Here is a 20,543-nt window from a genome sequence, read left to right as displayed (position 1 = left end):
TGCTGGTGGGAACAGTGCTCGGCGTCGCCCTCTTCCGTGGCGTGCCCGTCGGGCCGCTGATCGCCGCCGGTCTGGTGTCGCTGCTCATCGGCAAATCATGAATCATGGCCTAATTCTGCGATATACGCTTTCGGCGTCTTACCGAGCACTTTTTTAAACATGGTGATAAACGCGGTGGTGGAGTCGTAACCGAGCGCCTGCGCCACCTGCTGCACCGCCTGACCGCGGATCAACAGCTGCAGCGCCNCAGCGATCCGGCGCGTTCGCCATGGTGTCAGTCATCTCGCGGATCTTCGGGTGCGAAGAGACCGGCAGTTGCAGATGCTGCTGCGGCTGTTGCGGAAGCTCATCAAACAGCAGTTGCACCAGCCGCCCGGTGTCCGCGCCGGTACGTTCTGACAGCGTGAGAATAAGCTCCCGAACCAGCGGTGAGATTTTCAGCGTACAGCAATGGTCCGGCATCTCCGCCACTCCGGGTTCGATAAACAGAAAGCAAATCCGCGCGCCCGGCGTCGCCCGGTTACTGTGCGGCACCTGGCCGGGAACCCACACCGCATATTGTGGCGGCACCATCCACATCGCATTGTCCACTTCACAGGTCAGGGCGCCGTGCAGCGCGAGAATCAGCTGCCCTTTGCGGTGCTGATGGCGCGGAATAAACTGTTCGTCCTCCACCACGCGAATGCGAAAGGCTATCGCCGCATCGTGCTGGCTATCGGGCGCATAACCATCAAGTCCCAGTCCGTACATCATGTTGTCCGAATTTAGCGATAATCTGTCATTTTAGCTTGATTTAATACAAGGCGAAAACCGCTATCGTGTCGTCACTTTTTCGCAACTGAGAATATTATGTCTGTTTCTGCTGCCTCTTCCGGCCGTCAACACCTGTTGCTTATCACCGGCATTCTGCTGATTGCCACCACACTGCGCGTGACTTTTACCGGTGTCGCGCCGCTGCTGGACAGCATTCGCGCCGACTACGGCCTGACTACCGCCCAGACCGGNGCCCCCCCTGCCGCTGCTGGCGTTTGGTCTGATTTCTCCGCTGGCGGCTGGCATCGCCCGTCGTTTTGGCATGGAGCGCAGCCTGTTCGCCGCTCTGCTGTTGATTTGCGTCGGGATTACGGTGCGTTCGCTACCCTCACCCACGCAGCTGTTTGCTGGCACTGCCATCATTGGCTGCGGCATCGCGCTGGGCAACGTGCTGTTGCCGGGCTTAATCAAGCGTGATTTTTCGCAGCATGTCGCCCGGCTTACCGGCGCCTATTCCCTGACGATGGGTGGCGCGGCGGCGCTGGGCTCCGCACTGGTCGTCCCACTGGCGCTCCACGNGGCGTTACTGTTCTGGCTGCCGCAGTGGCGGAGCCATCAGACGTCGTCTGTTACCGGTTCGCGTTCGCTGCACGATCGCGGTATCTGGCGCTCGGCGCTGGCCTGGCAGGTAACACTGTTTCTCGGGCTTAACTCGCTGGTCTATTACGTGATTATCGGCTGGCTGCCAGCCATTCTTATCAGCCACGGCTACAGCGAGTCGCAGGCGGGTTCGCTGCATGGGCTGTTACAGCTTGCCACCGCCGCGCCGGGGTTGGTCATTCCGCTGATCCTGCACAAATTGCGCGACCAGCGCGGCATTGCGGTGCTGGTGTCGTTGATGTGCGCGGTCAGTGCCGCCGGGTTCTGGCTGCTGCCGGATCAGGCCATTNGTGGGGTATCTGCTGGCGGCCTGCGGCCCGCCAGTGATGGGGAAAATTCATGACGCCAGCGGTGACTGGCATATTCCGCTGATCGCCGTTGCACTGCTCGCCATCCTCATGGCCTGCTTTGGCGCCTGTGCAGGGCGCGATCAGGAGATCCACTCCTGACAGACTGCCCGGCGTTACCCTGCGCCGGGCAACATATGTTATAGCGCGGCGGCGCGCAGAAACGCCTGCACCAGCGGCGCCGGACGTCCTTCCAGCGCATTGCGTTCATGCTGGAACAGCGTTGCCACAAAGAACGGATGGGTCGTTAGCTCTACCACTCTGATGTCGCCCTCTTCGTCCCAGCCGGTCACCTGCAGCGGTTGATGCTCCAGTTCAAGCGCAAACGCCGGGGCAATGCCGTAATTACAGTGATATTTTTCCTGAATCACACCACGGCCATAAGCGCGGTGAACGATTGTATTGCCGCGAAGTTCGATGGCATCGGTTTTCTCCACCAGCGAACAGGTCAGCGCGTCAATCACCATTCGCCCGCTGCTGTCGGTTTCAGCGTGTGCGGCGTCCGCCCACCCCATCACATTGCGGGCATATTCAATAATGGCGTGCTGAAAGCCGCCGCAGGTGCCAAGAAACGGAATGCCGTTTTCGCGCGCAAAGCGGATTGCGGTAAACGCGCCATCCACATGTTGATAGGGACTGCCCGGCACGACCCAAATCGCATCGTAACCGGCGAGATCATCCGCAGAGTTTATCGACGCGGTACTCAGCCAGTCATACTTCACGACCTTTTCCAGCACGGCGGCAGCATCGTCGAGCGCCAGCGGAATGGCCTGATGCGCGAGCACCGTGTCGCTACGGTCGCCAACAAGCGCAATGCGGAGATCGGGGGTGAGACGGGTATGTTCCATTAAGAGATCCTTATGCCTGACAGTTTTCGGAAGCAGGTGTAATACTGTCATATCTGCGGCGGATGGACTATCCTGGTATGCACTAACCAGGGAGATGAGAGATGATTCAGTGTAAGCGCGTATACGATGCACCTGAGGCCAACGATGGCTATCGCGTTCTGGTTGACCGGTTATGGCCGCGCGGCGTGAAAAAAGAGAGTCTGGCGCATGATGAATGGAATAAAACCCTCGCCCCGTCGACAGCGCTGCGCAAAGCCTTTCACGGCAAAGTGATCGACTTCGCGAACTTCAGCCAGCACTACTGCAACGAACTGGACGCTCAGCGTGAGGAAGGCAAACGCCTGCTGAAGATAGCCGACGAGAAAGGGCTGACGCTTCTCTACGCCGCCAGGAACACCCGGCAAAACCACGCGCGGGTGCTGGCAGAATGGCTAGCGCACCTCAAGTAAGCGCGACGCTTCGGGCCGGGAGTCAGGCACCAGCGGCATTAAGTATTCCGCGCGTACAAAGGTGAACCCACGCTGGCCATCGCTGGCACAAACATCCCCGGTCACCATCCACAGCGGGCGCGGCGCATCGGCAGAGAGTTCTGTCATCACCCCGTTGACCGGGTTAAGCAGCCGTTCGCCCGGCTGACACAGCGCAAAAAGTTCGACCGATTTTCCTACGTTCGCCCGTCCGGCGATGGTACGCGCACCGATAATCATCGCCATGGTGCCTGGCCTGAGTTGAAACATACTTCTGTTGCCAATCCTGATTTCAGATAAATCTGAACGAGAGTGTAACGCAGCAAACCCGCGAAGTCACTGGCCTGGCGTGTTTTCGCCTCTGACAATCTTCACGATTTCTTCATTTTAACTGCACGATTGCCGCGTACTATTTCCCTGTTCTCGAATGACCAGAGAACAGATCATTCCATAATCAATGAGTTTTGCCCCGTCTCCCCCGACGGGGCTTTTTTTTAGCCCACCTTTCTGACAACACCCGCGCGGCGAAGATATGAAATTCGCTGTTTTCATGATTTACTATGATTAAGTCGTCGAAATTTTCAGCAAAGCGTGCGCTGGTAAGGACCAGCATGCGGGAGTCATCGCAGTAATGTCCGATATTATTCTTGCCCAGGTTTCTCATAGCCTCTCTACAGAACAGTCGCTGGAAGGCCTTGTCCGCCAGTTGCTGGAGATGCTGGCGATGGTGACCGATATGGAATCCACCTACCTCACCCGAATCGATATGGGCGCAGAGTTGCAGCATGTGCAGTTCGCGCGCAACAGCGGCGAAATGCACATTCCTGAAGGGCTCACGGTTCCGTGGGAGCAGACGCTCTGCAAACGGGCGATACGGGACAACTGTTTCTATTCAGACGAAGTGGATGTGCGCTGGCAGGATTGCGACGCGGCGCGCGCCCTTGGTATTAAAACGCTATTCAGCACGCCGGTGCACCTCAATGACGGGTCGCTGTACGGCACGCTATGTGCGACCAGCAAAACCCGGCACGACTTTTCGCTGCGTGGCGAGCACGTTCTGCACCTCTTTGCAGGGCTGATTGCCCGCCATATTGAGCGCGAATCGCTGGTCGTTCAGTTACGTGAGGCCAACGCGGCATTAAGAGCGCATTCGTTTACCGATGAGCTGACCGGCTTGCCCAATCGCCGCGCCCTGTTCGAACATCTGCCAACGCTGTTTTCCATTGCCAGCCACATGAAGCACAGCGTGGTGATGGCGTTTATCGATCTTGATAATTTCAAATCTATCAACGATCGTTACGGGCATCAGGCGGGGGATGAATTTCTTCGCCAGGTTGGCGCCCGTCTGTCGGCGGTCAGAACCGGCGACGACATCGTTGCGCGGCTTGGTGGCGATGAATTTCTGTTCGCCAGCATCAGTAAATCCGGTGGAACGCTGACCGGCGAGCGGCTGCAGGAAAAACGCGAAGCACTGCGCGCGCATACACGTGGCGAGTACGATCTGGGCTGCGTAACCTTTACCTATCCTGGCGCCAGCATTGGTCTGGTCGCCGTTGATCCGGCCAGCACCGACGCCGAAACTGCGCTGCGCGCAGCCGACGATGCCATGTATCTGGATAAGAAAAGTCGTCGCCAGACGCTCTTTTTCAGCACGATGGAATGACGCATCAGGTATGATGAGCGCGGTTTATTAATAAGGAGCGACGATGAAATTAGGCGTGCTGTTTCCGGTGGCGATTTTTATCGCGGCCGTTGTGTTTCTGACCTGGTTTTTTGTGGGCGGCTATGCTGCTCCCGGAGGCGCGTAATGCGTAAAACCACACTGATCATGATCGTGATTGCGATCGTCGCCGTTGCCGGAACGCAATTTGGCTGGTGGTAATGCTGCGTGAAGGCGCCCGGTGATGCCGCCGCCTTCTGCACATCACTTCTCTTTCTGACTGTCACTACCCAGCAGAATAAAACCGAAAGGAATAGCAATCAGGATCGTAAAGACGATGCTGTAAATACATACCATCGCACCCTGCAGGATAAACATGCCGGTGGTCCATTCGGAATAAGGCAGGTTGTACTCTCTGACGACGCCCCCGAAAGTCGCTCTTCCGACAACAGCGATGGCCGCGATAAACGCCACCACTACCACGCCGATAAACTTCTTGCCGTTTTTGCTCTTCAGCCTTTCCAGAATCATCGCGCTTCCCTCCTCTTCGACTGGCGACGCTCATTTTCGCGGCTAGTTGTAACACTAATGAAAAGCAATTTGAAGGTTTAATGTTACGCACGCGTTTCCTTGCGCTTCTCGCGCTGAGGCTTAAAGCAAATTTCTGCTGCGAATTGCCTTTTATTTGTCATACAAATGAGTAATAATGTTTTCCGACANNTAAACTTTTTTTGTTCCCCTGCCACGACACGGTGGCAGGTTTTTTTTATCGGCTCGCGCTCTGGATGTCCGTAATATACTCCCCCGTGAAGGCGCAACTGCTGATCCCGACATTGTTTGACGATTCACATTTCCCGTCACGCAGGGTTATCGTGGTTGTCCCTCCTCCCGTTTTATCCTGCGGCCCATCTGTCGATTTGATTAAAAACGCATCGCTGTTGAGATTCAGTGCAATCATCCCGAGGCCAATGACCACAAACAGAAAACCCGGTGTCGATCGCTTCAGAATAAGCCTGCGATTATTTCCCCAGGCGGTGATGATATTGGGCTCGCCGTCGAATAACCCTTTCATTAATAACCGGTATCCGAGAAAAACACACAGCACCGCTGGAAGGAAAATAACCACCTGTTGGGTTATCCAGACGACCGTCGCGTTATTCATTCTCGCCCCTCCGCGGTTTATGACTGAGTGATTATACGTCGGTGGCGGTCACGCTCAGATCGTACGAAGTGATGAAACACGCAGCGGTAAAAACTCAGGCATTGTGCGTAGCGGGGGATAATTTTCATGCTTTCGTGGGATGGCTGAACATAAATGAAATCGCTATCTCTCGCTTAATTAATTTCAATGCGATATGGTTGGGGACTGAATTTTGCGTTTTCAGCCTTCAGAAATGGACAGTGTTAACATGGATCAGCTCACTCTTTCAGAAACCCGCATCCTCTTCTCTTCTTATGGCGAGGGACTCCCGCCCAACGAGCAACCATCGCCCTGTTATTGCGTCGTTCCCTGCTGCGGCACTAAAAAATTCATGGTGTTTGTGCACCGTAATAACTACTGGAACCTGGCGTATAACCGTCTGTTTTGCAGTAGCATGACGGCAACCCTGGCAGCCATTCGCTATAACACGCAAATACGTGGCGCCTGATCCTTTCCCCTCAACTGTCACGGAGTAAAAATGACGCCACAGATCTATCACGTTGATGCTTTCACCACCGAACCGTTTCGTGGCAATTCCGCAGGCGTCGTGCTGAATGCCGATGGCCTGAGCGATGCGCAGATGCAGCTCATCGCCCGTGAGTTGCGACATTCGGAAACCGCTTTTCTGTTAAACAGCGACGACAGTGACGTCCGTATCCGCTACTTCACCCCCACGGTTGAAGTGCCGATCTGCGGCCACGCGACCGTGGCAGCGCACTATGTACGTTCGAAAGTGTTAGGGCTAAGGGACTGTACGGTCTGGCAGACGTCGCTGGCGGGACGCCATCGCGTCGATATTCTTTCCGAAGGGGATGATCTGCGGATAGCACTGGAACAGGGTGCGCCCGTATTTGAACCACCGCTGGAGGGAAAAACCCGCGCCGCGATCCTCACCGCGCTCGGGCTCGATGAAAACGACATGCTACCCGGTCTGCCGGTTCAGGTCGCCTCGACCGGTCATTCCAAAGTGATGGTGCCGCTGAAGCCTGAGGTTGATATTGATGCACTCAGCCCTGACCTTTCGGCGCTGGCGGCCATTAGCCAGCAGATCGGCTGCAACGGCTTTTTCCCGTTCCTCATTCGCCCCGGTAAAACCGAAACCGATGGCAGGATGTTCTCACCAGCGATCGGCATCGCGGAAGATCCGGTCACTGGCAATGCCAACGGCCCGATGGGCGCGTGGCTGGTGCATCATGGACTGATGACGCATGACGGTCACCTGCTCCGCATCCGCGGCCATCAGGGGCGGGCAATTGGCCGCAGCGGCGTTGTGGATATCACCGTTACTATTCGCGATAACCAGCCGGAGAAAGTGACGATTTCGGGCAGAGCGGTGATATTATTTCATGCCGATCTGGCGATTTTGGTATAAATTAAAAAAGGCCGCTGCCGCGGCCAACTATTATAATGGATTTTTAAAATCAAAATAATCCATTAAATCTTGAGATTCTTCTTTATCCAGGGTTATCCGTTCTCCTGTGACAATCTGCAGGACGAACACCTGATCGTGGCTCTGCCAGTCGATCTTCACGATGTGTTCAGGATTAACGTATTGGTTTTTATTAATTCGCCTTTGAATGATTTTCTTTTTCATTCTACTATCCCTGCATTAACAATGGGCATCATTAATATAACAATTGATTTACTGATTTCAACCAAAAATTTAAAAACACGTCGAATACAAAATTTCACGCTACGTATTATTTTTGATATTTATTCCGACAGCACTGCAATATAAATAATAAAAAATAACGGCAATCCTGTAATTTTCGTTTCTGACTATCAGATAATTATCTCATTTATGATTTACCGACATTCAGCGCAGTGTCTTTTCAGTGGTTGGATGGTAAAGCGTGTTCAGTTCGGTGGCGTTCATTTTGGCGCCTTTATTCTGATGACGATGCCCGTGTAAACCGGCCCGGCGCGATCCCGACATGACGGCTGAACGCCACACTAAATGCGCTTGTCGAGCCGTAGCCCACGCGCTCAGCAATCTCCGACACGGACAGCTCGTTGCCACGAAGCAGATCTTTGGCGATCGCCATCCGCCAGGCCAGCAGATACGCCATCGGTGCCATTCCCACCCTGCGCGAGAAGCGTTCAAAGAAGACTGAACGGGACAAGGCGGCGCGTTTCGCCAGTTCATCAATGGTCCAGGCATGATCGACACGCGCATGCATCGCGTTTAAGGCATGAGCCAGACGCTCATCCGCCAGGCCCTGCAATAGCCCGGGCGGCGCGTTTCCGGCCGCGACGGAGCGTATCGCCTCCACCAGCAGCAGTTCTGCCAGCCGGGAAAGCATGAATTCGCTACCCGGCTTTTGCCCGGCAGATTCTTCCCCCACCATCTGCACGAGCTGTGACAAACGCACCGAATCCCGGACGTGAACCACCGTCGGCAACAGGGACACCAGCAAGCCGGGATCGGCGCAGTCGAACAGGAACGCGCCGCCCAACGAACGCATCTCCGGGATGCCTTCCCCGTCACCATAACGCAGCTCGCGATGCTCGCTGGCGACTTTGAACGGATCCAGAAACACCGGAGGTGCCGGTACAAAACTCGACAGCGTGAAGGCCGGGGTCGTGGGTAAGAGGATAAAATCCCCGGCGCTGATGACGATGGGTTCGTGCCCGTCAACCGTCAGCAGGCAACTGCCCTCCAGCATGATGCAAAAGCTGGGCAGACCGTATTCGGTATAGCGCACTGCCCAGTTGCCCTTCCCACTAATGATATTGGCAAAGGCGGCACTGGGATGGAGCAGTCGAACGACTTCAGAAAGCGGATCGCCCATTTCAGGACTCACACTAAAAAAAGCAGGATGATTGATTATCGTTAATCCAGCGACGTGCGTCTATTGTTGATGACGAATTAACCTGCACCCCGGAGCCAAAAATGAAAACTGTACTGATCACCGGCTGCTCTTCCGGCTATGGCCTGGAGACCGCCCGCTATTTCCTCGCCCAGGGCTGGAACGTCATTGCCACAATGCGTACACCACGATCGACGCTGTTTCCCGCTTCAAGGAAATTATGCGTCCTGTCGCTGGATGTCACCCGGCCGGACAGCATTACCCAGGCCCTCAAAACCGCAGGGCCGATCGACGTGCTGGTGAATAACGCCGGCATCGGCCTGTTTGGCGCCTTTGAGGTCACCCCGGTGTCCACCGTGCGCGACATCTTCGAAACCAATACATTTGGCGTGATGGCGATGTGCCAGGCGGTCATCCCGCAGTTCCGCACCCGCCGCAGCGGTACCATCATCAACGTGACCTCAAGCGCCACGCTGGCACCGTATCCGCTGGTGGCGGCCTATACCGCCAGCAAAGCCGCGATTGAAGGATTTACCGGTTCGCTGGAACACGAACTTCAGTACTTTGGCGTGCGCGTTAAGCTGGTAGAGCCTGGCTATGGCCCCACAACCCGCTTCGCCGCCAATGGTCAGCAACGCATGCAGGGGCTGATTCCGGAAGCCTATGCGCCGTTTGCGCGCAGCGTCTTTGACGGGTTCGCCCACGCCACGGACTTTACCCGGGAAACCGACGTGGCTGAAGTAGTATTTAAGGCGGCGAACGACGAATCTGGCCAGCTCCGCTTCCGGGCCGGGACGGATGCGCTGGCACTGCCGTAACCACGGCAATGGAAATTTTTACCCGGGTATAATTGACAAGAGCCTCATCGCTCAGTAGGATGCAATTTTTACCCGGATAAAATAGGTTACTCCGATGTCTACCATCACCTTAACAGCCTTTCTTCAGCAACGGCAGATAGCCCACGGTACGCTGAATGCACTGTTACAGCAGATTCAGGCCATGGACGTGGGGAATGAGCCAGTCTTCATTTTCAATGACCAGAACGGTAAGCGCCTTGATATTCACCCTCACGGCGATGAAGCCAGCGCCCTGGCCGTTTACCCGGAACTGGGGAGCCAGACGACGGTCGCTAAATCCCGCGGCAGGCCAAAGCTTGGCGTATCAGCAAAGGAGGTTACCCTGCTCCCTCGCCACTGGGAATGGCTGGCGACCCAGCCGGGCGGCGCCTCCGCCACGCTGCGCAGGCTCATCGATCAGGCCAGAAAAACCAGTGAACCGGCTGAAAATAAGCGCCGTCGGCATGAGCGCGCCTATCAGTTTATGCATGAAATCGCCGGAGACCTTCCTGAATACGAAGCCTGCCTGCGAGCCTTGTTTGCCGATGATGAGCCGGGTTTTACGGCCTGCATCGCAAGCTGGCCGCAGGATATTCGCCAGTACGCGTGGCAACTGGCGTTTAAAAAGGAGGATGAAAAATAAGAGCACCATGCGCACGGTGATATACTCCGTAACCACAGGCCAGATGCATCAACATGGAGAACGACGTTTTACATGGAGAACCGTGGTCAATGCCTGAGGGGATCCCCGGAAGCGATTTGCTCCACATTGTGCCGCTACGCCCCGGCCTGGCATACGACCTGTTTATGGCGCGCTATCTCGAGCTCAGAAAGTAAAAAGCCCCCCCCGCCCGCCGTACTGAGCGCGACCAGTACCAGATCGTCACCAATTCGTTTCCATTCATAGCCCGGATAATTGGGTAACTCACCCAACATGGATGCAGGTATTGTTTTCTTCGCAATCCCCGGAGGCAGCGGCTTACCACGCATCACATTTTTGGCGATGCCTGGTGGCAAAGACTGATACCCCGTCAGGCCATAATTCACCGCCAGCGCACGCGCTCTTGAGACGCTGATGTCCGAATCCACGTGATCGGGTTTTCTGTTGCTTTTTCCGTTATTCGTTTTTTCTGAAGACGGTCCGAAGGTATTGCCTTTGTCCTGCTTTGCATTGCCATGGCTGTTACCATTGTTGCCATGACCTCCGTTGCTGTTACCGTGTCCACCACCATTTCCGTTACCCGGATTGGCGAAAACCGGGGTGGTCATCACTGTGAGCGAAATAACCGCCGCCAATGCAGTTTTTAACGTGCGACGCTTAAACATGATACATACCTCTAAAAGGATTACGCACGTTAAGCCTATGTATTAAAGGTGATGAAGACAATCTCCTTTTATCTGATAAAACCACGTCCTGTGGTTTTAAGCAGGAATAAAAAACGCCGGGGCTTCCCGGTGTTAATGTCCTCGCTGTAGAATAGCCGTAACAGGCGCTATTCATTACCCCATTCATTGAGAAATGTGGCTATCTCATCGATTCGAAGCGTATTAATCCCGGCGACGCCCGCCATTTCTTTCTGCGCTTCTTCACTGATTTCTTCGTTATTCGTTAAGCGAGTGATCAATAACTGGAAGTAATGCGCTAGAGAATCACGCTCTGATTCGCTCACTGGCATTGCCGATTCCGTCGAATACTCATCAACGATGTCATAAAATTTAAGCGGTATTTCATTGGTCATAAATCGTCTCCACAACATCAGATCTTAAGCATTTTCACCGTCGCATCGATGTCTATTTCATCTTCCGAGAAGGTGAGCATTGTTCCCTGAAAGGTTGTGATCGCCAGTTTTTTTAGCGAGCGCATTTCACCCGGCTTAGTGGCAGATTTCGGCCTGATACTTCCCATCAGTACACCCACAGACAGCACGGCATTTTCTTTATCGATGCGCGTATCGGCGGGCACTTCTTCGCTGTAAACCACGTAAGATTTAATCGACGTAAGTTTAAGGCGCTCGCCCGCGATATAGATATATTTACTTTCTGGTATCACTTTTACCGCATACGCTGACAACCCCTTGTTATTGGTGGTGGGTTCGAACGTCACCGCAGCCTCTTTTTTGATCAGATCAGGGTTGGCGACCTTGATCACATGAAAATAACGGTTATCGCCGTTTTCGTCTTTGATAAAGCCAAAACCTTTCTCTTTAAACCAGGTTTTGATTGTTCCGTTCATCGCCATTATCGCCTGCTTAATCGTCTGTCTACTCAGTTTTTACCGCGCGCAGTGTAAAGCACTGCCAGTCCGTATTACCACATTAAATCATCGGGAACTTTAAAATCAGCATATGGATCATCTTCATCCTGCTCTTCATGACTCAGCGCACTGTTTAAGACAATACTGTCCGCATCTCGTTGCGCAATTTTATCAGCCACGACCGCAGGGATAATCGCGTATTCACACTCACCAGCGCTATCAATAACCAAACGCGCGATAGCAAGACGACCACTGATCAGTTGAGACTGAGTCAGTTTATCGACAGTGATTTTTTTAATGACGTTATTATCCGTGAAGTTAAAACCAATATCGCCTTTCTGAGGGGTGATTCGGTTCATTTCAATAAGTTGCTTCACCTGAGCTTTATATTCTTTAGATAAAGCCGCGTGTTTTTGCTGTTCGCTAAGCTGTTTATCACGTTCAAGCTGTGCTTTTTTATTTTCTTCAACCGCCTCGCGAGCCTCACGCGCCTGAACGCGTGATTTTTTGGCCGTTCTTTGTACTTTGGCCATTTTTTTACTGGTCACTAACCCGGCTTTTAGCATCTGCTCTTGTAAGGTGAGTTTTGTCATCGTCGTTTCTGGATCCGTTGGAAAATTTGGGAGATTATAACTGGAAATGTCATCGACAAGCGATGGCATCAAGCTGGAACAACATGCCTGAGTCACCGCCACGGTGCGCAAATTCAGTCTGAATGGACTTTCTGGCAGGATACTGACCATGGAATCTTTGCTTGATAACCTTTTCCATGAGGGGAATATTCCAGATATCGCGGAACAGCGCATCAACTTTGACCACCGATTCCAGCGTAAGGCCAATGGAGCCCAGTCTTTTGCTCAAATCATCAAATGCGCCGTTAATTTGTGCTTCGATGGGTTGCCCAATATTTCCAACGCAATAGCTGACGAACACGAAGCCGCCTGCTTCTACCAACCCTGCAAGCGCCCAGTCTTCGTTGATTTCATGTCTGATAATTTTGTTCATATTCATTTCATCCCTGTTTGAGAATAGTGTCTCACTTTTCGTTTTTTCAGTGAGCGACTTCCTGTCCAGACGTTCAGATGCCTTTTGCGACTAATTCTGCCGCCTTTACGAACACCTCATCTTCCAGGCCATCACCCTTTTGCCTTCCTAACCGCATCAGTTCTTCGATAATACTCTGTCGATTGATAGATTTCTGCGCAGAAACCAGGCCAATTACGGCAGCGCCAATCGCGAGCCCAACGAGACCCGTTTGTTCTTCTTTATTCTTCATGATGTTGCTCTCGGTTACTAAATAAAAAATCTCCTGGCCTAACGGTCATTTTGCTCACAATATTTTTTCAGTGAGTTGACAGTATCACAGAGTAATGAAAAAGGCCTCGTAAGAGGCCCGTCTTAAACCACCTGCTTTGGCCACCGTCTCCGTCTTAGTTTTGACAGGCATGAATTAGCGGTGAGTCTGGTTCCGCAGACAGAGCAGACAGCACCATGAGGTAGGTTTAGCGTTGGGCTAAAAGAAGTGAAAAAAAACTTTTTGCTTGAGCAAACCGGACATCTGAAATTTATCTGAGGGATAAGCCCTCCAGTCAGATAGATAGAATACTAACTATAGTGCATAACGAGCGACAGAAGATTAATAATTATTCAGGCGAAGCGGGTAAAGACATCGTCACCAGTCTGGATAACGGCCCTTAGACTTTTTTGGCAACGGCTAACAGATGCGATGAAATACCCAGCAGTTCTGAAGACTCCTCAGTGAAAGCTAAGTGCTTAAGCAAAAGAGCTTTTTTGTGCTCATCCTGCATAATTTTGTCTGTATCGATCATGCTGGCAAAACCTTCCACTGCAAAGATCCTAATTTCCTCAAAACCGCCCTGCTGAAGTTCCTGTGTTATTAACGCAGGGGTATGAAAAAAAGCTGTAGTGAAATAGTGAGGATTACTGGTCGGGTTTTCATGTTTTCCCGTTTGCAGATCGGTTTCCACAATGTGCTGAAATATCGGATCATTTAAAAAATGATATTTATAGCCATCCACCAGAGACGCGGCCCGGGAAATGTAGGCAAAAACAGCTCTGCCACCAGGTTTCAGTACCCGAAAGCATTCCTCAATGCATCGCGTCCGGTCTCCGCTTTCCTGAAGGTGGTACAGAGCACCCATCAGCAGCACCATATCGAATGTATTGTCGTCCCATGGTAATTGTCTCGCATCCCCACAGGTGAATGACGCCAACTGAATAGCGCTTTGCTTTCCGTGTTGTCTGGCCTGTTCAATATGTTTGCTGGATAGATCCAACAAATGCACCTGATGCCTTTGCTCTGCCAGCCAGAAAGAATAAATACCTGTTGCACCGGCAACATCGGCGATAACCATGGGGGCAGGCGTCAAAAAACGTTTGATGATATCCTGAGAGCGAATGAACTCAAGAGGATTCCCTGAAAAACGGTTGGCCTCGTCAAAGTTGTTCTCATAGAAGTCGCAGATATCGTTATTAATTTCCAAAGTACCCTTCCTCCCTGGCAAAATTCCGTATTCTTCTTCTGAGTGAATTTCGGTTATTAAGTTGAGTAACGAAATAACCATTCTTAACAGAGTATTCTGTTTTTTATCTGTGTAAATACTTTTTAGTCATCAAACACTGATACGCAGGGTTATGGCCCGATCATCCCGCCGGCTCTGCCAGTGGTAAACGGTTCTGCTCTGCATCAGCAGTCCGCACCCCCGTCGGACACTGATACGGTAAGCCTCCCGCAGAAAATGCACCGCCTGACGCTTCTGAGCCGGTCTCAGAACTTTTGCTTCAGTACCTCCTGCAGCATCTCCTTGTCCAGACTCAGGTCAGCCACCAGTTTCTTCAGCCGCTGATTTTCATCCTCCCGTAGCCGCAGACGACGCAGTTCCGTTACGCCCAGACCGGCGAATTTCTTCTTCCAGTTGTAAAAAGTGGCCTCAGAAATGCCCATCTTTCGGCAGACTTCCCCGACGCGGGTGCCGGTTTCGGCCTGTTTCAGCGCAAACGCGATCTGTTCTTCGGTCTAACGGGTCTTTTTCATGGCGATGAGCCTCTCTTTGAGATGGAAGAAAGACCGGAGACTTCAGTTTAGCCTGGCACTGTTTACAGGGAAGAGATCAGTCAAATGGGTGTTGGCATTACCCGCCCTCGACGCGCCGGTGCGGTCGCAGAACTGCTGACAAAACCGCCCCGTCACGTAATCCCCGCGCACCTGGACGTTCCGGTGATTCTGGGGTCAGTTTGGATATCGAAAATTATTGTACGTTAAGGTTGTTTTTTGACCGTTCTAATCTGAACCGAAAAATGAGATTATAGTGAGTGATGGATATATTTTGTGATTTCTCTGTAGCGGGAGATCAGGATGAGCAAACGAGACGATATAATCGATGGGCGATATGTAGGCACTCAAAAAGCGGGACTGATTTATACGGAAGTGCTTGGCTGGGTGGATCTGGGGCATGCACGTGGGGATGATGTTCGTGACCTTCTGATTAATATGGCTCGAGGTGAAGCGTCAGGAAAGGAATTTTATGAAGTCAGGTATGCTCAGGGAATGTCTGCCCCCTTTGGTCTGGTCAGATCAGGAAAGGTAATGACCTGGCGTATCCGTCGCGGTCGGCCGGAGTGGGAACGACAGAGTATTGCGCTGGCGATGATGATATCTATGGCCAGGTCATTTGAGACATTCCAGGGCTCCTTCCCCAGTAACTGGATAACGGACAGCGGATTCAGTGGTGAGGATTTGGTATCGGATCTGCTGGGGTTCTACCGTGTGGTGTCTGTCCCAAATCCATTTCCTTTATTACGTCCGGTAAGCAAGGATGAAGCCCTTATGCGCTGGGACTATTATGGTAAGATCGGCAGCTGGAAGAATTATTCGTTCCAGCCGCTGTTGTTCCCCGACCCAGAAAAGTTCCCTAACTTACATCCACATAAAGGCTTTTTACCACCTTTCATGCGAACGATAGTTCCCTATAACGATTTTTTGTCGGGAAATGTAATACTTCCCACGCACGATAAGACCTTTGTGGTTATGGGTTCAGGTAATGGCAGGATGGGGCTATGAGTAAGAGAATAATCGTAAGGATTAGTAGTGTTCTTGTGATGGGACTTATTCTGATTACCATCTGGATTTTTTGTAAGTTGTTCTTTGCAGGCTCTGCATATTATACCGAACAGGACTGGCTGGAATATAGGTTTTATACGCCTGACCTACTTAAAAAAATGCCAAGAATATCGGATAAAATACAGTTCGATTTTGTCAATGTTACTGGACCTGATGCTCACGTTTTTACTATCCATTTTTATGGCGCTACCGACAGCAGCGTAATTCGGAATTACCTCACATCCGAGGGGTATGAACCACAAAAATCTTGTGATGTTGAGGCTGAATGCTGGAAAAGCATTAAAAGTGATGAAGTAATTACGATCGCTAAATATGCGTCGCCGAAGGAAATATTTGTTCAGATCTATCAGCGATTTGGTAGTTCTGATATGGAGCATCCGATGGGTAAAAAGGATCTTTAATGCGCTTAACGTACAATGATTTTCGATATCCAAACTGACCCCATTCTGTCCAGCGCCAGCAATTCACCGCCACCGGCTGCGCGGCCAGCTCGAAATCTGCTGGCAAATCTGTATGGCGCCAGCAGCTGCAGAGTAATTCTTTGCTGACACAACCAGGTTTCAACCAGTTCACTGACATCCACCTTTAAAAAAGTGAGAATTAAAAGCGCTCTTACCTGGGATACAGGAACAGCACCTACCTTTCACGAACAGCGATCATTATCAGAAAGACTCTACAGAGAACAAGGGGTGGATACTCAAAAACTGCTTGGGCATAAATCCAGAGAAATGACCGACAAATATAACGATGATCGAGGAAAGGACTGGGTGATCGTCATCACAAAAACAGGGTCATGATAAGGGGGTTTTGGGGAAAGTTTTGGGGAAGAACTTTTCGACAGCAGTAAAAAAGGGAGCCGAAGCGCTCCCTTTCCCGTTTAACCCAATAACTGGATTACATGTTCGCGATAATCGCGTCGCCAAACTCTGAACATTTCAGCAGTTTAGCGCCTTCCATCAGACGTTCGAAATCGTAAGTTACGGTCTTCGCGGCAATCGCGCCTTCCGTACCTTTGACGATCAGGTCTGCGGCTTCGAACCATTCCATATGGCGCAGCATCATTTCTGCGGACAGGATGACGGAACCCGGGTTCACTTTGTCCTGGCCTGCGTACTTCGGTGCTGTACCGTGGGTGGCTTCGAACAGTGCGCATTCGTCACCGATGTTCGCGCCCGGTGCGATACCGATACCGCCAACCTGCGCCGCCAGGGCGTCAGAGATGTAGTCGCCGTTCAGGTTCATACAGGCAATCACGTCATACTCTGCCGGGCGCAGCAGGATCTGCTGCAGGAAGGCGTCAGCGATAACGTCTTTGATGATGATCTCTTTGCCGGTTTTCGGGTTCTTGATTTTCTGCCACGGGCCGCCGTCAATCAGTTCGCCGCCAAATTCTTCGCGAGCCAACTGGTAACCCCAGTCTTTGAACGCGCCTTCGGTGAACTTCATGATGTTGCCTTTGTGAACCAGGGTCACGGAATCACGGTCGTTGGTGATCGCGTATTCGATAGCCGCACGAACCAGGCGCTTGGTACCCTCTTCAGAGCACGGCTTGATGCCGATACCGCAATGCTCAGGGAAGCGAATTTTCTTCACGCCCATCTCTTCACGCAGGAATTTGATCACTTTTTCTGCGTCGGCGCTGTCCGCTTTCCATTCAATACCGGCATAAATATCTTCGGAGTTTTCACGGAAGATAACCATGTCAGTCAGTTCCGGGTGTTTAACCGGGCTTGGGGTGCCCTGGTAGTAACGAACCGGACGCAGGCAGATGTACAGATCGAGTTCCTGACGCAGCGCAACGTTCAGGGAACGAATGCCGCCACCAACCGGGGTGGTCAGCGGGCCTTTGATGGCAACACGATAATCACGGATCAGATCAAGCGTTTCAGACGGGAGCCAGACGTCCTGGCCGTAGACTTTGGTGGATTTCTCACCGGTGTAAATTTCCATCCAGGAAATTTTACGCTCGCCTTTATAGGCTTTCTCGACGGCAGCATCCACCACTTTCAGCATAGCCGGGGTCACGTCAACGCCGATGCCATCGCCTTCGATGAACGGGATAATCGGGTTGTGAGGAACGTTGAGTTTGCCGTTTTGCAGGGTGATTTTCTGGCCTTCCGCCGGAACAACTACTTTGCTTTCCATTAACCTCTCCTTCGAGCGCTTCTGGGTTTGCTCCTCCTCTCTCGCACCGCAGGCGCGGACAAGTTTGAGCAATATTTTTGTTAATGATTTGTAATGAGCCTGTCAATACTACCTGAATGTTTGGTTCCATGAAAGGCATTCGTAATTAGGCTATAATGCGGCAATTGACAACGTCTGAAAATACCATGCCTAAAACTTCGTATAGAAATCACCGGCTTGAGCGATTCAGCTCGAGACAATCCGCCAGACCGCGTAACGATAACTCGCCGAAGCGCGTCATTCTGTTCAATAAACCTTACGATGTGTTGCCGCAATTTACTGATGAGGTGGGACGCAGCACGCTGAAAGACTACATAGCCATTCAGGGCGTGTATGCCGCCGGGCGGCTCGACCGTGACAGCGAAGGTCTGCTGGTACTGACCAACGATGGTGTGCTGCAGGCGAAACTGACTCAGCCGGGAAAGCGGACGGGCAAAATCTACTTTGTGCAGGTTGAAGGCGAGCCGACGGACGAGGCGCTTGACGCACTGCGCAACGGCGTCACCCTGAACGACGGGCCCACCCTGCCCGCGGGCATTGAACGGGTGGACGAACCCGACTGGCTGTGGCCGCGTAATCCGCCCATTCGCGAGCGCAAGTCCATTCCCACCTGCTGGCTGAAAATCACGTTATATGAGGGCCGCAACCGACAGGTGCGCCGCATGACCGCCCATGTGGGTTTCCCCACCCTGCGTTTAATTCGCTATGCGATGGGCAACTACACACTCGATAACCTCGCCAGTGGTGAATGGCGGGAGGCATAAAAAGGAGTCCACATGTTTAAGCCGCACGTCACCGTCGCCTGTCTCGTACATGCCAACGGTAAATTCCTGGTGGTGGAAGAAACCATCAACTCTTGAAGCCGATGAAACGCTGGCGCAGGCCGCCGAACGCGAGCTGTGGGAAGAGACCGGTATTCGCGCCACACCGCAGCATTTCATTCGTATGCATCAATGGCTGGCGCCGGACAACACGTCTTTTCTGCGCTTTCTGTTTGCCATCGATCTTAACGATACGTGCGCGACTGAGCCGCACGACAGCGACATTGACCGTTGCCTGTGGCTGACGGCGGAAGAGATCCTTAACGCGAAAAACCTGCGTTCCGCGCTGGTTGCTGAGAGTATTCGCTGCTGGCAGACTGGCGAGCGCCATCCGCTGTCGCTGGTCGGCGCATTTAACTGGCCGTTCACAGAGGGTGTCAAGTGAGGGGCCGCGTGCTAGAATACGCCGCCTTGAAGTTCAATGTCGTGAGTATTCCATGTCAGATAACAGCCACAAAAAAGTAATCGTCGGCATGTCCGGCGGTGTCGATTCCTCCGTTTCCGCTTACCTGTTACAACAACAGGGCTATAAAGTGGAAGGCCTGTTCATGAAGAACTGGGAGGAAGACGATGGCGAGGAATATTGCACCGCCGCTGCCGATCTGGCCGATGCACAGGCCGTCTGCGACAAGCTCGGCATTGAACTGCACACCGTCAACTTTGCCGCAGAATACTGGGATAACGTATTCGAACATTTCCTGGCGGAATATAAAGCCGGACGCACGCCGAATCCGGATATTCTGTGCAATAAAGAAATCAAATTTAAAGCCTTCCTTGAATTTGCGGCCGAAGATCTGGGCGCGGATTATATCGCCACTGGCCACTACGTACGTCGTGCGGATGTCGACGGCAAAAGTCGCCTGCTGCGTGGTCTCGACAGCAACAAAGACCAGAGCTATTTCCTTTACACGCTCGGTCATGAGCAAATCGCCCAGAGCCTGTTCCCGGTCGGTGAACTGGAAAAACCGCAGGTGCGTAAAATCGCAGAAGATCTGGGGCTGATCACCGCGAAGAAAAAAGACTCCACCGGTATCTGCTTCATCGGCGAGCGTAAATTCCGTGAGTTCCTGGGTCGCTATCTGCCTGCGCAGCCGGGCAAAATCATCACCGTCGACGGCGATGAAATTGGCGAACACCAGGGGCTGATGTACCACACGCTCGGCCAGCGCAAAGGGCTCGGCATCGGCGGCACCAAAGAGGGTTCGGAAGATCCGTGGTATGTCGTTGACAAAGATGTTGAGAATAACGTGCTGGTGGTGGCGCAGGGGCATGATCACCCTCGCCTGATGTCCGTCGGACTGATTGCCCAGCAACTGCACTGGGTTGACCGCCAGCCGTTAACGGGTACCCTGCGTTGTACTGTTAAAACCCGCTATCGTCAGACCGACATTCCCTGCACCATTACGGCGCTGGATGACGATCGCATTGACGTCCGTTTTGATGAGCCAGTGGCGGCCGTCACGCCAGGCCAGTCTGCGGTGTTCTACAGCGGCGAGGTCTGCCTCGGCGGCGGTATTATCGAGCAGCGTCTGCCGCTGCCTGTTGAATAAGCCAATTGCGC

The 20,543-nt window shown here is 52.6% G+C and carries 26 protein-coding genes and 5 pseudogenes; 15 read left to right on the top strand and 16 right to left on the bottom strand.

The window, feature by feature from the left end; genetic code table 11:
• Positions 1-101: DUF441 family protein (locus GM30_RS25200; RefSeq protein ID WP_155484029.1), on the top strand; the 101-nt coding region annotated here is incomplete at its 5' end.
• On the opposite strand, the pseudogene GM30_RS21910 reads toward GM30_RS25200, so the two are convergent.
• Positions 96-753: pseudogene (locus tag GM30_RS21910) on the bottom strand (helix-turn-helix domain-containing protein). The gene GM30_RS25200 and the pseudogene GM30_RS21910 sit on opposite strands and share 6 nt — an antisense overlap.
• Before the next feature lie 96 nt (positions 754-849).
• On the opposite strand from GM30_RS21910, the pseudogene GM30_RS21905 reads away from it, so the two are divergent.
• A pseudogene (locus GM30_RS21905) lies at positions 850-1,862 on the top strand (MFS transporter).
• Between the two features lie 38 nt (positions 1,863-1,900).
• Here GM30_RS21905 and GM30_RS21900 read toward each other — a convergent pair.
• The gene (locus GM30_RS21900; protein WP_049850311.1) at positions 1,901-2,608 is read right to left on the bottom strand and encodes a CTP synthase C-terminal region-related (seleno)protein; all 708 of its coding nucleotides are present in this window, start codon (positions 2,606-2,608) and stop codon (positions 1,901-1,903) included.
• Positions 2,609-2,709: 101 nt separating this feature from the next.
• Between GM30_RS21900 and GM30_RS21895 the strand changes: the two genes are divergently transcribed.
• Positions 2,710-3,057: a DUF488 domain-containing protein gene (locus GM30_RS21895; protein WP_049850310.1), complete on the top strand. Its 348-nt coding sequence runs from the start codon at positions 2,710-2,712 to the stop codon at positions 3,055-3,057.
• On the opposite strand, the gene GM30_RS21890 is transcribed toward GM30_RS21895, so the two are convergent.
• A complete protein-coding gene (locus GM30_RS21890) occupies positions 3,040-3,345 on the bottom strand; it encodes a hypothetical protein (RefSeq protein ID WP_049850309.1) in 306 nt (101 codons plus the stop codon). The genes GM30_RS21895 and GM30_RS21890 overlap by 18 nt on opposite strands.
• A gap of 361 nt (positions 3,346-3,706) precedes the next feature.
• Between GM30_RS21890 and GM30_RS21885 the strand changes: the two genes are divergently transcribed.
• On the top strand, positions 3,707-4,738 hold the full coding sequence (locus GM30_RS21885) for a sensor domain-containing diguanylate cyclase (protein WP_049850308.1): 1,032 nt from the start codon (positions 3,707-3,709) through the stop codon (positions 4,736-4,738).
• Positions 4,739-4,781: 43 nt separating this feature from the next.
• Positions 4,782-4,883 carry a YoaK family small membrane protein gene (locus GM30_RS26460; RefSeq protein ID WP_038154422.1) on the top strand — a complete coding sequence of 34 codons (102 nt, stop codon included), beginning with the start codon at positions 4,782-4,784 and terminating at the stop codon, positions 4,881-4,883.
• A 116-nt stretch (positions 4,884-4,999) separates the two neighbouring features.
• On the opposite strand, the gene GM30_RS21880 is transcribed toward GM30_RS26460, so the two are convergent.
• Positions 5,000-5,266, bottom strand: coding sequence for a DUF2534 family protein (locus tag GM30_RS21880; protein ID WP_049850307.1), 267 nt, complete (start codon positions 5,264-5,266; stop codon positions 5,000-5,002).
• A 235-nt stretch (positions 5,267-5,501) separates the two neighbouring features.
• Positions 5,502-5,897: a hypothetical protein gene (locus tag GM30_RS21875; protein ID WP_049850306.1), complete on the bottom strand. Its 396-nt coding sequence runs from the start codon at positions 5,895-5,897 to the stop codon at positions 5,502-5,504.
• Positions 5,898-6,144: 247 nt separating this feature from the next.
• Here GM30_RS21875 and GM30_RS26455 point away from each other — a divergent pair, with 247 nt between their 5' ends.
• Complete coding sequence (locus GM30_RS26455) at positions 6,145-6,384, top strand: hypothetical protein (RefSeq protein WP_155484028.1); 240 nt, start codon at positions 6,145-6,147, stop codon at positions 6,382-6,384.
• A gap of 30 nt (positions 6,385-6,414) precedes the next feature.
• Positions 6,415-7,308, top strand: coding sequence for a PhzF family isomerase (locus GM30_RS21870; protein ID WP_049850305.1), 894 nt, complete (start codon positions 6,415-6,417; stop codon positions 7,306-7,308).
• A gap of 30 nt (positions 7,309-7,338) precedes the next feature.
• Here GM30_RS21870 and GM30_RS21865 read toward each other — a convergent pair whose 3' ends face one another.
• Together GM30_RS21865 and GM30_RS21860 are read right to left on the bottom strand one after the other, a co-directional pair.
• Positions 7,339-7,530, bottom strand: a complete 192-nt coding sequence (locus GM30_RS21865) for a hypothetical protein (protein WP_049850304.1) — start codon at positions 7,528-7,530, stop codon at positions 7,339-7,341.
• Between the two features lie 292 nt (positions 7,531-7,822).
• Positions 7,823-8,728, bottom strand: coding sequence for an AraC family transcriptional regulator (locus tag GM30_RS21860; protein WP_155484027.1), 906 nt, complete (start codon positions 8,726-8,728; stop codon positions 7,823-7,825).
• A 101-nt stretch (positions 8,729-8,829) separates the two neighbouring features.
• Between GM30_RS21860 and GM30_RS21855 the strand changes: the two genes are divergently transcribed.
• Complete coding sequence (locus GM30_RS21855) at positions 8,830-9,564, top strand: SDR family oxidoreductase (protein ID WP_049850302.1); 735 nt, start codon at positions 8,830-8,832, stop codon at positions 9,562-9,564.
• A gap of 94 nt (positions 9,565-9,658) precedes the next feature.
• Positions 9,659-10,225 carry a DUF2239 family protein gene (locus GM30_RS21850; RefSeq protein ID WP_049850301.1) on the top strand — a complete coding sequence of 189 codons (567 nt, stop codon included), beginning with the start codon at positions 9,659-9,661 and terminating at the stop codon, positions 10,223-10,225.
• A 134-nt stretch (positions 10,226-10,359) separates the two neighbouring features.
• On the opposite strand, the gene GM30_RS21845 is transcribed toward GM30_RS21850, so the two are convergent.
• The 8 genes and pseudogenes from GM30_RS21845 to GM30_RS25775 form a co-directional block, all read right to left on the bottom strand.
• Positions 10,360-10,908, bottom strand: coding sequence for an anti-virulence regulator CigR family protein (locus tag GM30_RS21845; protein WP_238582692.1), 549 nt, complete (start codon positions 10,906-10,908; stop codon positions 10,360-10,362).
• A gap of 167 nt (positions 10,909-11,075) precedes the next feature.
• Positions 11,076-11,321, bottom strand: a complete 246-nt coding sequence (locus GM30_RS21840) for a YmjA family protein (RefSeq protein ID WP_049850300.1) — start codon at positions 11,319-11,321, stop codon at positions 11,076-11,078.
• A gap of 17 nt (positions 11,322-11,338) precedes the next feature.
• On the bottom strand, positions 11,339-11,821 hold the full coding sequence (locus GM30_RS21835; protein WP_049850299.1) for a cold-shock protein: 483 nt from the start codon (positions 11,819-11,821) through the stop codon (positions 11,339-11,341).
• A gap of 68 nt (positions 11,822-11,889) precedes the next feature.
• Positions 11,890-12,429, bottom strand: a complete 540-nt coding sequence (locus GM30_RS21830; protein ID WP_049850298.1) for a DUF2058 domain-containing protein — start codon at positions 12,427-12,429, stop codon at positions 11,890-11,892.
• A 49-nt stretch (positions 12,430-12,478) separates the two neighbouring features.
• On the bottom strand, positions 12,479-12,841 hold the full coding sequence (locus tag GM30_RS21825) for a RidA family protein (RefSeq protein ID WP_049850319.1): 363 nt from the start codon (positions 12,839-12,841) through the stop codon (positions 12,479-12,481).
• 73 nt (positions 12,842-12,914) lie between these two features.
• Positions 12,915-13,112 carry a hypothetical protein gene (locus GM30_RS21820; protein WP_049850297.1) on the bottom strand — a complete coding sequence of 66 codons (198 nt, stop codon included), beginning with the start codon at positions 13,110-13,112 and terminating at the stop codon, positions 12,915-12,917.
• Positions 13,113-13,530: 418 nt separating this feature from the next.
• Positions 13,531-14,421 (bottom strand): class I SAM-dependent methyltransferase, encoded by an 891-nt coding sequence (locus GM30_RS21815; RefSeq protein WP_049850296.1) that lies wholly within the window; start codon positions 14,419-14,421, stop codon positions 13,531-13,533.
• Positions 14,422-14,478: 57 nt separating this feature from the next.
• Positions 14,479-14,861 (bottom strand): annotated as a pseudogene (locus GM30_RS25775) (transposase); the annotation flags it as partial.
• Positions 14,862-15,212: 351 nt separating this feature from the next.
• Here GM30_RS25775 and GM30_RS21805 point away from each other — a divergent pair.
• The 3 genes and pseudogenes from GM30_RS21805 to GM30_RS25195 form a co-directional block, all read left to right on the top strand.
• Positions 15,213-15,917, top strand: a complete 705-nt coding sequence (locus GM30_RS21805) for a hypothetical protein (protein WP_049850295.1) — start codon at positions 15,213-15,215, stop codon at positions 15,915-15,917.
• On the top strand, positions 15,914-16,378 hold the full coding sequence (locus tag GM30_RS21800) for a hypothetical protein (protein WP_049850294.1): 465 nt from the start codon (positions 15,914-15,916) through the stop codon (positions 16,376-16,378). The genes GM30_RS21805 and GM30_RS21800 overlap by 4 nt, the downstream gene beginning before the upstream one ends.
• Before the next feature lie 150 nt (positions 16,379-16,528).
• A pseudogene (locus GM30_RS25195) lies at positions 16,529-16,774 on the top strand (tyrosine-type recombinase/integrase); the annotation flags it as partial.
• Positions 16,775-16,871: 97 nt separating this feature from the next.
• Here the strand turns inward: GM30_RS25195 and icd are convergent.
• Positions 16,872-18,122: an NADP-dependent isocitrate dehydrogenase gene (gene icd, locus GM30_RS21795; protein WP_049850293.1), complete on the bottom strand. Its 1,251-nt coding sequence runs from the start codon at positions 18,120-18,122 to the stop codon at positions 16,872-16,874.
• Positions 18,123-18,277: 155 nt separating this feature from the next.
• Between icd and rluE the strand changes: the two genes are divergently transcribed.
• From rluE to mnmA, 3 genes and pseudogenes are all read left to right on the top strand, one after another.
• Complete coding sequence (gene rluE / locus GM30_RS21790) at positions 18,278-18,925, top strand: 23S rRNA pseudouridine(2457) synthase RluE (protein ID WP_049850292.1); 648 nt, start codon at positions 18,278-18,280, stop codon at positions 18,923-18,925.
• Positions 18,926-18,937: 12 nt separating this feature from the next.
• Positions 18,938-19,367, top strand: a pseudogene (locus GM30_RS21785) (NUDIX domain-containing protein).
• Positions 19,368-19,419: 52 nt separating this feature from the next.
• A complete protein-coding gene (mnmA, locus tag GM30_RS21780; RefSeq protein ID WP_049850291.1) occupies positions 19,420-20,532 on the top strand; it encodes a tRNA 2-thiouridine(34) synthase MnmA in 1,113 nt (370 codons plus the stop codon).
• Positions 20,533-20,543 lie beyond the last annotated feature (11 nt).

The sequence above is a fragment of the Trabulsiella odontotermitis genome, assembly GCF_001188485.1.
Lineage (GTDB): Bacteria > Pseudomonadota > Gammaproteobacteria > Enterobacterales > Enterobacteriaceae > Trabulsiella > Trabulsiella odontotermitis_A.
This window is presented reverse-complemented; position numbering and strand designations above follow the sequence as displayed.